Source organism: Endozoicomonas sp. PH6C, assembly GCF_059322965.1.
Window position 1 is genome coordinate 2,806,446 of the sequence record NZ_CP185342.1, and the last position, 13,309, is coordinate 2,819,754.

The 13,309-nt window shown below is 48.7% G+C and carries 11 protein-coding genes and 1 pseudogene; 5 read left to right on the forward strand and 7 right to left on the reverse strand.

Annotated features, from left to right (window positions below; all coding sequences use genetic code 11):
• The first annotated feature begins 54 nt into the window (after positions 1-54).
• Entirely contained in the window at positions 55-870 is an 816-nt protein-coding gene (locus ACOMG9_RS10495; RefSeq protein WP_422133569.1) for an MIP/aquaporin family protein, read from the forward strand.
• 126 nt (positions 871-996) lie between these two features.
• The gene (glpK, locus tag ACOMG9_RS10500; RefSeq protein WP_448216848.1) at positions 997-2,505 is read left to right on the forward strand and encodes a glycerol kinase GlpK; all 1,509 of its coding nucleotides are present in this window, start codon (positions 997-999) and stop codon (positions 2,503-2,505) included.
• Positions 2,506-2,574: 69 nt separating this feature from the next.
• On the opposite strand, the gene rarD is transcribed toward glpK, so the two are convergent.
• Positions 2,575-3,501, reverse strand: a complete 927-nt coding sequence (gene rarD, locus ACOMG9_RS10505; RefSeq protein ID WP_448216849.1) for an EamA family transporter RarD — start codon at positions 3,499-3,501, stop codon at positions 2,575-2,577.
• 195 nt (positions 3,502-3,696) lie between these two features.
• Between rarD and ACOMG9_RS10510 the strand changes: the two genes are divergently transcribed.
• On the forward strand, positions 3,697-4,596 hold the full coding sequence (locus ACOMG9_RS10510; protein ID WP_494530232.1) for a hypothetical protein: 900 nt from the start codon (positions 3,697-3,699) through the stop codon (positions 4,594-4,596).
• A gap of 11 nt (positions 4,597-4,607) precedes the next feature.
• Here ACOMG9_RS10510 and trmJ read toward each other — a convergent pair whose 3' ends face one another.
• A complete protein-coding gene (gene trmJ, locus ACOMG9_RS10515) occupies positions 4,608-5,369 on the reverse strand; it encodes a tRNA (cytosine(32)/uridine(32)-2'-O)-methyltransferase TrmJ (RefSeq protein WP_448216851.1) in 762 nt (253 codons plus the stop codon).
• A 207-nt stretch (positions 5,370-5,576) separates the two neighbouring features.
• On the opposite strand from trmJ, the gene cydD reads away from it, so the two are divergent.
• On the forward strand, positions 5,577-7,352 hold the full coding sequence (gene cydD / locus ACOMG9_RS10520) for a heme ABC transporter permease/ATP-binding protein CydD (RefSeq protein ID WP_448216852.1): 1,776 nt from the start codon (positions 5,577-5,579) through the stop codon (positions 7,350-7,352).
• Entirely contained in the window at positions 7,342-9,033 is a 1,692-nt protein-coding gene (gene cydC / locus ACOMG9_RS10525; RefSeq protein WP_448216853.1) for a heme ABC transporter ATP-binding protein/permease CydC, read from the forward strand. The genes cydD and cydC overlap by 11 nt, the downstream gene beginning before the upstream one ends.
• A gap of 16 nt (positions 9,034-9,049) precedes the next feature.
• Here cydC and ACOMG9_RS10530 read toward each other — a convergent pair whose 3' ends face one another.
• From ACOMG9_RS10530 to ACOMG9_RS10550, 5 genes and pseudogenes are all read right to left on the reverse strand, one after another.
• Positions 9,050-9,943, reverse strand: a complete 894-nt coding sequence (locus tag ACOMG9_RS10530) for a hypothetical protein (RefSeq protein ID WP_448216854.1) — start codon at positions 9,941-9,943, stop codon at positions 9,050-9,052.
• Positions 9,944-10,208: 265 nt separating this feature from the next.
• Positions 10,209-10,664 carry a GNAT family N-acetyltransferase gene (locus ACOMG9_RS10535; protein WP_448216855.1) on the reverse strand — a complete coding sequence of 152 codons (456 nt, stop codon included), beginning with the start codon at positions 10,662-10,664 and terminating at the stop codon, positions 10,209-10,211.
• 102 nt (positions 10,665-10,766) lie between these two features.
• On the reverse strand, positions 10,767-11,294 hold the full coding sequence (locus tag ACOMG9_RS10540) for a GNAT family N-acetyltransferase (RefSeq protein WP_448216856.1): 528 nt from the start codon (positions 11,292-11,294) through the stop codon (positions 10,767-10,769).
• A 388-nt stretch (positions 11,295-11,682) separates the two neighbouring features.
• Positions 11,683-12,801, reverse strand: a complete 1,119-nt coding sequence (locus tag ACOMG9_RS10545; protein WP_448216857.1) for a hypothetical protein — start codon at positions 12,799-12,801, stop codon at positions 11,683-11,685.
• Between the two features lie 233 nt (positions 12,802-13,034).
• A pseudogene (locus tag ACOMG9_RS10550) lies at positions 13,035-13,289 on the reverse strand (IS3 family transposase); the annotation flags it as partial.
• Positions 13,290-13,309 lie beyond the last annotated feature (20 nt).

A 13,309-nucleotide genomic window follows, 5' to 3' on the forward strand; every position in this document is an offset into this window, starting at 1 on the left:
AGGCCTCGCAATTAATATCTTGGATGTATGCCTACGTGGGCGGAGCTCATTTTTATGCGAAAATCTTTCTTTGGTGAATGTCTGGCTGAGTTTATTGGCGTTGGCCTTCTGATTTTCTTCGGTGTTGGCTGTGTTGCCGCATTGGTTCTGGCAGGCGCGGATTTTGGTCAGCTGGAAATTTCTATTGTCTGGGGGCTGGGCGTCTCTATGGCGATATACGTAACCGGTGGTGTTTCCGGCGCTCATCTGAACCCGGCAGTCACTTTAGCATTGACTGTGTTTAAAGGTTTCGAAAAGCACAAGGTTGTGCCTTACATCCTTGCCCAGATTTTGGGTGCTTTCTGTTCCGCTGCATTGGTTTATTTTCTTTATAGTAATCTGTTTGCCGATTTTGAACTGTCTCAAGGTATCGTCCGTGGTTCCGAAGAGAGCCTGGCCACAGCGGGTATCTTTTCCACCTATGCGCACAGTGCTCTGAGCAATATGCAGGCATTTGCTGTGGAGTTTGTGATTACTGCAGTGCTGATGGGGGTTATTCTGGCTATTGGTGATAACAACAATGGTGACTCCAATGGTGCGCTGTCTGCCCTCCTGATCGGTTTGCTGATTGCAACCATTGGTTCTGCTTTTGGCCCACTGACTGGTTTTGCCATGAACCCTGCCCGGGATTTTGGTCCCAAGCTGTTCACCTATATGGCAGGTTGGGGTGAAGTGGCTCTGACCGGCGCTCGAGCCAATCCCTATTTTTGGGTGCCAATAGTGGCTCCGATCGGCGGCGCAATGGCTGGCGCATGGATTTACATTAACCTGTTAGGTAAACAATTAGAGCCCGAGACAACATCGAGCCAATTAGAGATAAAAACCACATAACACGGTAAAACCCGTTACGCACCCTGTTACATAGAAAGCGCGGTCTTTTTCACTGTTTTGTATAACAGGCTTAACTGGGTGCACTGCTGATATCAGCCCAGAGCTGAATGATAAAGAAGATTGATTATGACGACTGAGAAGAAATACGTTGTTTCATTAGACCAGGGTACTACAAGCTCCCGAGCCATTATCTTTAATCACGACGGTGACATGGTGGGTACTTCACAGCGTGAATTTACCCAGTACTACCCACAGGCGGGTTGGGTTGAGCACGACCCAATGGAAATCTGGGCGACCCAAAGTTCTGTGCTGACGGAAGTTCTGGCTAAAACAGGTATTCGTTCTGACGAAATCGCTGCTCTGGGTATCACCAATCAGCGTGAAACCACTGTCGTTTGGGATAAGAACACTGGCCGCCCTGTTTATAACGCCATTGTATGGCAGTGTCGTCGTACAACCGAAATCTGCGAACAGCTGAAGAAAGAAGGTCTGGAAAACTATATCCGGGAAACCACCGGTCTGGTTCTGGATGCTTATTTTTCGGCAACGAAAATCAAGTGGATTCTGGACAATGTAGAAGGTGCTCGTGAAAAAGCTGAAAACGGCGATCTGCTGTTCGGTACTATCGATACCTGGCTGACCTGGAAGCTGACCGAAGGTCGTGCCCATGTCACCGATTATTCCAATGCTTCGCGCACCATGCTGTACGATATCAATAGACTGGACTGGGACGAAAACCTGCTGAAGGCTATGGGAATTCCTTCCTCTATGTTACCGGAAGTGAAATCCAGCTCTGAAATTTATGGCCAGACTAACATTGGCGGAAAAGGCGGTACCCGCATTCCTGTAGCCGGTATTGCGGGGGATCAGCAGGCGGCTCTGTTCGGCCAGATGTGTCATGAAAAAGGTATGGCCAAGAATACCTATGGCACAGGATGCTTCCTGCTGATGAATACGGGGAGTGAGCCGGTCAAATCAGAAAACGGTTTGCTGACCACCATAGCTTTCGGTATTGATGGCAAAGTGCAATACGCTCTGGAAGGTGCCGTATTTATGGGTGGTGCTTCAGTTCAGTGGCTTCGTGATGAACTGGGACTGATCCGTGATGCTGCCGACACGGAATATTTCGCCAATAAAGTCGACGACACTAACGGTGTTTATGTAGTGCCTGCTTTTGTAGGTCTGGGTGCCCCTTACTGGGATCCCTACGCGCGTGGTGCGATCTTTGGCCTGACCCGGGGAGCTAACCGTAACCACATAGTTCGTGCAACACTGGAAGCCATTGCTTATCAGTCCCGTGATCTGATTGACGCAATGGAACAGGATTCCGGAATTGAAATGAAACAATTGCGCGTCGACGGTGGTGCGGTAGCCAATAACTTTTTGATGCAGTTCCAGTCTGACATTCTCGACACTGAAGTGGTTCGCCCGACAGTTGTAGAATCCACTGCCGCAGGTTCGGCCTATCTTGCGGGCCTGGCCGTTGGTTTCTGGAAAAGCACTGATGAGTTAAAGGATAAGGTTTCCGTTGATCGAGTCTATGCTCCGTCGATGTCCGATGAAGATCGTCTGAAACTTTACGACGGTTGGAAGAAAGCGGTCGTTCGTAGTCAGTCATGGGAAAATCAGGAGTGATGTAAATTTTTCCTGATACTATTGCAAATGAGCCTGCTCAGGCAGGCTCGCGATTGCAATGGGGGTTATTTACTCTGCGCTCTGAGTCTTGACTGGGTTCGGTTTCTGGTTCATTGGAGATGACTTTTTACGCAAGCCATCAAAGGTGAAAATAATGAGCGCCAGCCAGATCAGACCAAAGGTGATTAATTGAGCCTGAGTCACCTGTTCTTTGTAGACGAACAGTCCAACCAAAAAAGAAATGGATGGACCAAGATACTGCAGGATACCGATAGTGGTTAATGTCAGCTTTTTGGCCGCAGTGATAAACAAAACCAGAGGGACGGTGGTCACCAATCCGGCCAGAGACAACAGTAGACTGGTGTGAGGGTCCGAGAAACGGAAACTGTGGTTGCCACTTTTGTAGAGCCAGAAAAAATATCCCAGAGTCACTGGCAGCAGAATCAGAGTTTCGAAAGCCAGGCCAGGTACAGCCTCCACCTGAGTCTTTTTCCTGACCAGTCCGTACAAGCCAAAACACATAGCCAGGGCAAAAGCAACCCAGGGCACAATACCTAACATCAGTATCTGATAGATGACAGCGACAGTAGCCAGCAGGATAGCAATCTGTCTGAGCGGTGACAGTTTTTCATTCAAAAACAGATAGCCCAGAAGAACATTAAACAGTGGGTTGATGTAATAACCGAGACTGGTTTCAAGAATCCTGTCATTGGTCACACCCCAGATAAAGATCAACCAGTTTGCACCAACGAGAATAGCGGATAGTGTCAGTGTTCCCGACAGTTTGATACTGGAGAAAATCTGCTTTAGCTCTGAAATCGTACCTGTTATTTTCAGTAGAGCCAGCAGCAATAAAGCTGACCAGAATACGCGGTGTCCCAATACTTCCAGCGGAGGTACGTGTTCCAGAGCTTTGAAATAAATGGGTACCAGCCCCCAGATGGTAAAGGCCATTATACCCAATGCAAAGCCAGAGAAATCTCGTTGTTCGGACACTCTTTTTCCTTAAATGGTTACTTCTAATTACGCAGTTATGGTGACGAGCATGGTGTTCTGTTTTTCACGAAGGGACATTGTGCCTGAACATTTGTTTCGAGTTAACCCACTTCTCTATTGATAAGCACGCATTGAGAAAAAAGCCCTTAAGCCGATGACTTTACTGATGGATGAGTAAAGGATGCAAAGGCTGCGATGCGATGGATTACCGGTTTTACGATAGTTCTGTTGAGTCTGTTTACTCAGGCCGAAGTGCGGTTACCTGTTTATCGTGTAGCGATCATTGATCGCTTTTTCCCTCCGGCCGAAGGTTTTAAAAATGATGAAGAGCGGGTTCTCCATGGTTGGCTGTATGGCATGATGGACTTAGACGACGATGAACGTCGGGAGCCTTTTTATCATGGTGATGTGGTTCGGATGATAGCGTCTCACCCTCAGATTACGTTTATCCAATACCCGATTCTGGATGGGAAAAAGCCCATGTCAGAAATCCTGGTCAACCTTCAGAATATTCTGGCTCGCTTCGAAAAACAGCCCGTTGATGCCGTTCTTCTTTCCTGGGAGTCTTCCACGTTGATCAGCACATTCAAGGCGCCACTTCAGTTGCAGCGGTCAGGAGAGTACAAGGAGAAAGTCAGGGAGATGGGGCAGGCGGATGAAGTCTGGAAAACCACTTACCAGATTATAATGGCTCTGGAGGCACTTACTGCTCAGGGTATACAGGTCTATACCATAGCCGGTAATGGCGGGAGAGGAATGATCAATACTTTTTCTCTTGCGGATGATGTAGTCACGGTCGGCTCTGTGGAACCAGAATTGCAACACTTTGTTGCTAATAATCCCTTTGTTGATACTTACGCCCGGGCTGCCTACGAAGTCATCCGTATTGATGATTCTGAAGGTGAGCCCGTTGGTTATGACCTCAATGGCGACCAGTGTGTAGATATTCCTTTAAATCGACTGACCGGCTATTCACGAAAAATGACTGAGTACCCTAAAAAATTCTGGCGATTGCTGACAGGCTCTTCATTTGCCGCCCCTGCTGCTCTCAAGGCGGCATTGTTTAACAGCCTGCCGCTAAGAGCCTGTCACTGACCTGCAAAACGTCATTCGTTGTCTTTTGTGATGGGGCTATTTTCCCTGCTGACTGACTTTTGGACAGCGGCAAGAATGCCTCTGAGCATATTCAGTTCTTTGGCTTCAGGCCTGGCCCGGTTAAACAGACGACGAAGGCGGGTCATTACCAGACCAGGGTGCTGTTTGATAATAAAGTTGATGTTGTTGAGCGTCTCTTCCAGGTGCTCGTAGAAATATTCAAGCTCACGGGCCAGTGGATATTCTTCTGCTTCGTCGCCTGAGAAATCCGGCTGGCTCACGCGCAATTCTGCCTTGCGAATGTCGTAGCAGAGAATCTGAATGGCAGAAGCCACGTTGAGCACGGGGTATTCAGGGTTAGCATCAATGGAGACATGATAATGACATTTCTCCAGCTCCTGATTGGTGAGCCCCATAGTCTCCTGACCAAAAACCAGTGCCACCGGATTTCGGGCCGCTTCAGCAACCAGCTTGTCGGCACAAACTTCAGCCGTCAGCATGGGTCGGTTAAAGGTATGGTTGCGGGTGCGGGCACTGGTTCCTATTACCATTGAGCAGTCAGCAATCGCTTCATCCAGAGTCTGAAATACTCTGGCAGCTGCCAGAACGTTCTGGGCTCCTGCTGCCATGGATTCGGCATCCGGATCCGGGAATCGTTGCGGGGAGACCAGGCAAAGATTTGAGAGTCCCATGGTTTTCATGGCCCTGGCGGCGGAGCCAATGTTTCCGGGATGAAAGGTATTGATCAGAATAATGCGAATGTTAGACAGCATCGTAACCCGAATTAGCACTGAGAAGAGGGGTTAAAAGCAGGTCATTATACGTTGAGTCGTTTTAACTTACGACTGGTTGGGTGAAACCGGATTGAATTATTGCCATTCCATCTGAAGAGTGACGGTAATTTACTGTTGCCTGACTGTATAACCACCCGAGTTCAGATAGAATAGTCTTCTTTTCCCCCTCAGGTTGTGTCCTCTGCTATGAGTCGTATTACGGAGAAGCAGGCTTATAAATGGTTGATTGGCCAGCTCAGTCCTACCCGGAACTGGTTGCTGGTAGCCATCATACTGGGCTTGATCAATGGTCTGTTGTTTCTGGCTCAGGCTGGGTTGCTGGCGAAAATTATTCATCAGATCGTAATGGAAGGCGCAGTCAGGGAGTCTTTGATCCATGACCTGATTACGACGGCTATGATTATCCTGCTTCGGGCACTCTGCCATTGGGGCAGGGAGATCACCGGGTTCAGAGCCGGGTTGATCGTCAAGGAGACTATTCGAGGAGCTATTCTCAATAAGCTGAAAGCTCTTGGTCCTCTTGTCATTGCAGAGCAGCCAGCTGGTAGCTGGTCGACCATGGTGGTAGAGCAGGTGGAAGAGTTACAGGACTTTGTTGCCCGTTACATTCCGCAAATGGCTCTGGCAGTTCTGGTTCCGCTGGTCATACTTATCGTGGCCTTTCCAGTGAACTGGACTGCCGGTCTGATTTTCCTGGGAACAGCCCCTTTGATTCCTGTATTTATGGCCTTGGTCGGGATGAAGGCTGCCGAAGCGAATCGACGGAATTTCCGGGCCCTGGACCGACTGGGTGGTTTTTTCCTTGATCGTTTGCAGGGCATGGAAACGCTGAGGTTATTTCAGCGGACCCATCATGAGCACCAGTCGCTGAAATCGGCCAGTGAGGACTTTCGACACAAAACCATGCAGGTACTGCGACTGGCCTTTCTGTCTTCTACGGTGTTGGAGTTTTTTGCTTCTGTTTCCATTGCTATTCTCGCCGTCTATCTGGGAATGAGCTTTCTGGGCTATCTGAATTTTGGCAGTTATGGTGCCGGGGTCACGCTCTATACCGGCTTGTTTCTACTGTTACTGGCGCCTGAGTTCTATCAGCCATTGCGTGATCTGGGAACGCACTATCACGCCAAGTCAAAAGCGGTGGGTGCTGCAGAATTGATCCTTGAGCTGCTAGAGCGCAAAGAGTCCGGGATGCATCAGGGCAGCAATTCAATGGCTATGGACGTGCCGGTTTCACTCAGTGCTGATTGTCTGACGGTTCAGGGCAGTGCCGGTGGCAGAGCTTTGCTCAGGGATGTTTCTTTTGATATTGCAGCTGGCGAGCGAGTGGCCATCATTGGTCCCAGCGGGGCAGGTAAGTCGACTCTGGTAAATACCCTCATGGGGTTCTGGAACTACCAGGGTAAAATCAGAGCCGCAGGTGAAGACCTCTCCAGCCTGTCAATGGATGACTGGCGCAAAAGAATTGCCTGGCTGGGCCAACAGCCCCTGATTATTCATGGCTCGGTCTATGAAAATGTTTCATTTGGTCGGGATCTGGATGAATCTCAGGTCAATCGGGCTCTGGCAAAGGCTCAGGCTATGGAGATTGTCGAACAGCTACCGGAAGGGCTGAACAGTCTGCTGCAAGAACAGGGAGGCAACCTTTCCGTAGGGCAGGCACAGCGGATAGCTTTGGCAAGAGCTATAGCCGAGCCGGTAAAACTGTTAATTCTCGATGAGCCAACGGCCAGCCTGGATGCCTACAATGAGCGTCTTGTCCTGGATGCTCTGGAAGCCATCGATCCGCAATGCACTGTCATTACTGTCACCCACCGACTCAAGCAGATAGATTCGATGGACAGAGTGTTGATGTTTGAAAACGGGGAGTTGGTCGCTGATGGTGAACCCGGTGTCCTCAGGCAGCAGTCTGCGGTGGTGCAAGCTTTTGTGGCCGGTTTAGCAGGGAGTCTGGATGATGAGTGAGTTGTTGCCTTATTTAAAGCTTTATCGCAGGCACTGGAGTGCACTGTCTGTGGGTATGTTTTTGGCTCTGGCAACCTTGTTGTTCAGTCTTGGGTTGCTGGCACTGTCAGGTTGGTTTATCACGGCAACAGCTTTGGCTGGTCTGACGGTCGTGACCGCTCAGAGATTTGATTTCTTCTCTCCCGGTGCCGGGGTCAGAGGTTTTTCAATCGGTCGTACCGCTGCCCGTTACTTTGAACGTTTGGTGAGTCACGATGCGACCTTCAAACTGTTGGCCTGGTTAAGAAGCTGGTTTTTCGAAAAACTGCTCCCACTTTCTCTGACTCAGTTGAAACGTTATCGTAAGGCTGAATTGCTGAACCGCCTTGTGGCGGACGTTGATGCCCTGGATCAGCTGTATCTGAGACTGTTCAGTCCGGTTATTGCTGCGGTGCTGGTTGTGATTCTGCTTTCTCTTGGGCTGAGCTTTTTTAGCCCTGTTCTGGCTCAGGGGGCGCTGCTGCTGATGGGAGTCTGGTTGATCGTTCTGCCGGTGATGTTCTACCGTCTGGGTTTCAAGAGTGGCCGGGCACAGGGCAAACTTCTGGGGGAGCTGAGACAGAAAGCCCTGGATTATCTGCAGGGCATGGCCGAATCCAGAATTTATGGATCAGAAGTCCGAATGAGGGAGCATATCGATGTTACCGGGCAAAATTTGAGTTATATCCAGAGAAAAATGTCAAGGCTGGAGGGGCTGGGTGGTGCGTTGATGGTGGCCGGGGCTGGTATTTCAGCGGTCATAATGCTCTATCTTGCTGCAGGGGAATACCAGCAAGGCGTTATTTCCGGACCAGTGATGGTTATGTCCGTCTTTGCAGTACTGGCAGGCTTTGAGGCATTGATGCCTCTGCCGGGTGCTTTCCAGTTTCTCGGCAACACGCAACTGGCCGCTGCGAGGCTGACAGAGATCCTTGAAGAAGAAGCTATTGAGTTTGGTGATCAAACCATTCCGGATGCCTTCAAGGGTCATATCATTTTTCGGGATCTGTGTTTCCAATACCCCGTAGCTGCGGGAATTTCGACAGCAGGGCCGATGATTCTGGATGGCATCAGTCTTGATGTTCCGGCGGGTCAGCACTTGGCGTTACTGGGTAAAACGGGCTGTGGTAAATCGACACTGATCCGTATCCTGACCCGGCAGCTACCGGGTTTTGAGGGCAGTATCGAGCTGGGTGGCATTGCTATTAATGAATATTCCGAGGCTTCACTTTATCAATTACTAACGGTGATTCCCCAGCAAACCCACGTGTTCAGTACAACGTTGAGGCAAAATCTGAAAATGGCCCGACCCGAAGCGCAAGACAGTGAGCTACTGGAAACTGTCAAAGTGGTAGGCCTGGATCGTCTTGCGGCGGCTGAGGGTGAACAGAACCTGCTGGATCTATGGTTGGGACAGGCTGGGATCGCTCTCTCCGGTGGTGAGCAGCGCAGGCTCGCAATAGCCCGGGCACTCTTGAAAAAGGGTGAAGTGTTGATTATGGATGAAGCCAGTGAAGGTCTGGACCCGGTCAGTGAGGATCATTTGATGAATCTGATTCTGGACGCATACCGGGATAAAACCGTCATTATGATTACTCATAAGAAGGCCATGCTGGAGCGCATGGACCGAGTGATCCGAATGGATGGCGGACGTATTGTGTAGTCCACAAACGTTATCGTCATGACGGTTTTTTTGGACGACCTTTCTCGTCCAGTTCGGTATCAAAGTCGACAAGGTTGTCATCACTGCCTTGTCGCTCGCTCAGAAATTGAGCGGTCTCCTGCTTTTGACGGTCACTGATCACTTTTCTCAGCAGGTTCTGCTCGGATAGCTGATGACTTTCCGGGTGGGTCGCCAATTCATCCCGGCAGGCTTTGAGGAGTTCGATCTGTTCACTGGGGGTATAGTTGCCAATAAAACTGTCCAGATACATATCGGCTGATTCCTCATCATGATCGAGATTGAGAAGTTTTTCGTTATATTTCTCCTTTCTTTCAATCTCATCCGGGGTATCTGTGGGCAATACGGTTAACAGGTTTTCCCTTTGACCAGCAGCTTCAGAGGGATGCAGCAGCTTAACTGCAATGCTCAGACGCAGGGACATGCGGGCCGCATGATTGCGATTAAGGCCCAGGCTGGCAAATTGCTCCATCTGCCAGGGGATAAGCTCTGCCTCCAGAAAGTGTTCCGGGAAAGGTTGATCGTTTTCAATGCACCAGAGAGCAAAACTGTACGGGTCTTTTTGCCAGAGTTCCCGGGCGAGGCGGGTGCGCTCAACAAGCTCCTGCTGAGGAATGTTGGCAGGAAAAAAATTCTGGTCAACCAGTCCAGCCCCGGCAACACTTCGAGCCCACCGGCATTCGCGAATTTCCCGTTCATTGATCTTTTTATTACTGAGCCAGCCCCGGCCCCTGAGTATATCGGCCAGCTTAAGACCGAAACCCTTTACTTTTCTGACCACACGCCTTCCGAGCCAGAGAGGCTTATTCTCAGATGTCTGCTGGCTTGTGGGAATGTCCTGAAGAAGGTCCTGGCGAAGTATATTGAGGCAGTTTTCAACGCTGCTGGTCATGATTAAGTCCCTGTAGAGCTGTCCTTATTGTGTTTTGAAAGAAGACACTCTCAGTATAGAAGGCTACCCATGACGGCTTATGACAGCTTGTCATGCAGGTAGTGATCAATTTTATCAGTCATGGGTCACCCTGTGGCGGATCAATTTATTCAAAGTTTTATCGCAGTGGGGAGAACTGTAAAAGAGATGTGTTGTTCCAAGGGTATGATAAAGATTCAGGCAACCAGCCACCCGGTATTCACTCAGAATTCCGGGCGCTATGGGTTCACAGTTTTTTTGAAAAGAAAAGGCTGTTGGGGTCTTCGTGATAATCTCCAAAAGGTGCACAGGGCTCGAAACCAAAGCGTTCATAAAGCTCACAGGCCGGTTTGAAGTGATTCATTGAGCCTGTTTCCAGGTACACGGTCTTATATTGTCTTCGTTCTGCCTCACTGAGGATATTTTTTAAGAGGGCGGACGCTACACCTCTTCTGAGAAAGCCAGATGAGGTTTTCATGGATTTGATTTCGCCTTCAGAGGGCGAGAGGGCTTTTAATGCACCACAACCTGCCAGGTTGCGGTTTATCCAGGCGGACCAGAAGGTTATGTCTTGCGAACGCAACCTCTCAATATCGAGGGCATGAACGCTTTCTGCCGGTGAGTGACTATACATATCATCCAGGTGGTCCTGGAGCAGATGGGCAATTTCCTGACCCTTTAGGTCGTCTAGTTTTATTTCCATAAATTATTCTTTTACTGCTGAATGGTTATTTAATCTGCAAAGCTGATGCTGTGATCCGCTGGCTGCCGGGTGAGCATCACGATCTTGACTAGTTTCGGTGGCTCATCGTGAATGACTCCGGTTCAGGACATAATACTTTACCGTATCCATGTCCTCTTTTACTTTTTCAAGAATTTCCGAAGTGGACCGAAAACCGAGCCTTAAAAGAACCTGTTCGGACTTTATGTTCCTGGTCAGTGCCCTGGCCCGGATCTGACTGAGTGGTAACTGTTCAAAGGCATGGTTTAGCAGTGCTTGTCCGGCTTCTGAGCAGTACCCTTGCCCCCAGAAGGGTAGACCCAGCCAGTAACCTAATTTAGCCTCGGTATGAGTTGCGTTATTCAATCCGATGGCTCCGATCAGTGTACTTGATGATTTCAATTTGATGGCATACACAAAAGCGCTGTTTGTTTCTCTCAGGCTTTCTTGATCTTTAATCCATTTTTCTGCCAGTCCGTCCGGGTAGGGGTGGGGAATATTTTCGGTCAGTCTGGCTACCCGCTCCTCTCCAGCCAGTGTCTGTACCTGGTCAGCATCCTGCTGAGTGAAGGCTCTGAGGATTAACCGGTCTGTGGCAATTGTTTTTTCCATAATGTCAGACTCTTGTTGTTTCTTCCTGTTTGATATCCTGCCATGGATTTAAACAAAAATCCCTGTTTTGGGGCTTATTGAGATAATGTTAAAGTCACTGACATGGCTTGGCCTTCAACACTTTCATCAAGAGCACTCAACAATATCGTCGATTGAAGAGTGCTTCAGGATCACAAGGACTTTAAGTACTCAACCGTACGAAATCATATTTTCTGACTCATTGTTCAGGCACTCGCGGCAACTGCTCCTGCGTTGCTCTAGCTCCTGCATCCATGCAGTCGTGCTGCGTTGCAACTCTGGTCACATAGCTTGCTATGTTCCCGTCGTTGCGCCTTGCAGTGCAGCTGCCCAATAAGCCAGAAATATTCGATTCCGTATGACTGAGTACTTATAATAAATAACTGATTGATCTATAGGGCTCAGTACTGTGAATGAATGTTCTCTGATCATCTGACAAGGACCTTATTCCTTTTTTGATTTGTCCTATGAGTGATCTTGACGAGGCTGAAGTTCGATCAAAGCCTTTCTCCAATCTCTTACTGGCCAGGTTTTTTATGGCATCTATAACCGTCTTATAAAGTGGCTCCGTCATATAGTGAAGGCCTTTACCGCTGTGAAAGGGGTCTTCGCCGCCACCGGCACCACCAATGGCACCCGAGTTTTTACCATTTTTGCTACTTTTTCCATTGCGTCCATGGCTACCACCTTTCTGGCCATTTCCATTTTTCTTGCTTTTGGCGCCAGCTTTTCCGTTACTGCTTCCTGAGTTACCTTTTTTAGTTGCCTGTCGGATTTTGCTGACAGGGGCTGTGAAGTCAGGTCCTCCCATATATAAGCCAGTGCATGCGGGAAGACCTATATCTGAAAAGCCAACACCTGAAACGTCGCCAGAAATCAATGCGCCAAAAAGGGCAAGACCTGAATGGAAACAGCCACTGATGGTGGGTTTGAGTTGAGAGCGATCGATGATGAAACCATTTTCAATAATCACATTGCCCGGCAGTTCCAAAAGAACTTCCTCTTCATAGCCCGGAGCTGCCATTAAGGTAGGTTCTTTCGGTGTTAAGCCATCAGAATAACCATCATTGCCAGCACTGGGAGAATACATTGGATAATATTTGACTGTATGCGAGGTGGGTTCTATTTTGTCGGATGAAATAAATGACACATCTACTTCTTTGTGATTTTGATGGTCGCGGGCTATGGGGCCTCCCGAGTCAGAAACCGGAGATGGTTTCAAAACAATCGGGAGTATGGCATCTACAAGAGAAACCTTCCTGTTGAGCTCGCTTAATGGAAGAACAGTGATGTTGCATTTATTATCAATCCACTCGCCATAGGCTCCTCCACGACTGGAGGGTGAGTTAGCCAAATTGAAACGCTCTCCATACTCTTCACACAATGTTTCTTTTGGTAATCCATAGGTGCTCGTCGACATAGATATCGAAACAGCCAGAAGAAAAGACGGAGTTAAAGTTTTTGAGAAAGAAGGAAATGTTTTATTCAACGAAAACCTCACAGTTTATAGTACAGTTTTATCATTAGTTGTGGAGTATTCAAACTAGTTTAAAAAAAGAAAAACGGTTGAGTTTTTTTTGTAAGCATAAGTACCTGGCCAGTTGGTTTCGCATATTCTGGCGAGTGGATTTTTTCATCCTTCAAGGCGCAACGACGGGCGCGTAGCCATAGCTACGCAACCAGAGCGGAGTTTTTCAAGATAGTTGTCCCGAAAACTGAATTTTAGGCTGCCTTTTTCTCGTTAATTCTTGCTTCAGACAACCGCTCAGGATTCAGTGCAACCGCACCTACAGGCTCCCAGTTTCTGATAACTCCTGACCAGCGCGTTGGATTAGCTTCTCGCGCTTTGGTATACACCTGTTTCCGGTGATTCAGGATTTCCTGATCTCTTTTCTCATGCCGTTGCGCAGGTGTCACAAAGCGGATTGAGCTATGGCGGTGTTCATTGTTATAAAAGCGCTCAAACTTCAGCATCCACTGTGTAAGCGTTCAAGCAG

Excerpts from the sequence above, each read along its gene's own strand:
- cydD (WP_448216852.1), top strand. The coding sequence starts at position 5,577 with ATGAGTCGTATTACGGAGAAGCAGGCTTATAAATGGTTGATTGGCCAG.
- ACOMG9_RS10530 (WP_448216854.1), bottom strand. The coding sequence starts at position 9,943 with ATGACCAGCAGCGTTGAAAACTGCCTCAATATACTTCGCCAGGACCTT.
- trmJ (WP_448216851.1), bottom strand. The coding sequence starts at position 5,369 with ATGCTGTCTAACATTCGCATTATTCTGATCAATACCTTTCATCCCGGA.
- ACOMG9_RS10495 (WP_422133569.1), top strand. The coding sequence starts at position 55 with ATGCGAAAATCTTTCTTTGGTGAATGTCTGGCTGAGTTTATTGGCGTT.
- glpK (WP_448216848.1), top strand. The coding sequence starts at position 997 with ATGACGACTGAGAAGAAATACGTTGTTTCATTAGACCAGGGTACTACA.
- ACOMG9_RS10535 (WP_448216855.1), bottom strand. The coding sequence starts at position 10,664 with ATGGAAATAAAACTAGACGACCTAAAGGGTCAGGAAATTGCCCATCTG.
- ACOMG9_RS10510 (WP_494530232.1), top strand. The coding sequence starts at position 3,697 with ATGCGATGGATTACCGGTTTTACGATAGTTCTGTTGAGTCTGTTTACT.
- ACOMG9_RS10540 (WP_448216856.1), bottom strand. The coding sequence starts at position 11,294 with ATGGAAAAAACAATTGCCACAGACCGGTTAATCCTCAGAGCCTTCACT.
- cydC (WP_448216853.1), top strand. The coding sequence starts at position 7,342 with ATGATGAGTGAGTTGTTGCCTTATTTAAAGCTTTATCGCAGGCACTGG.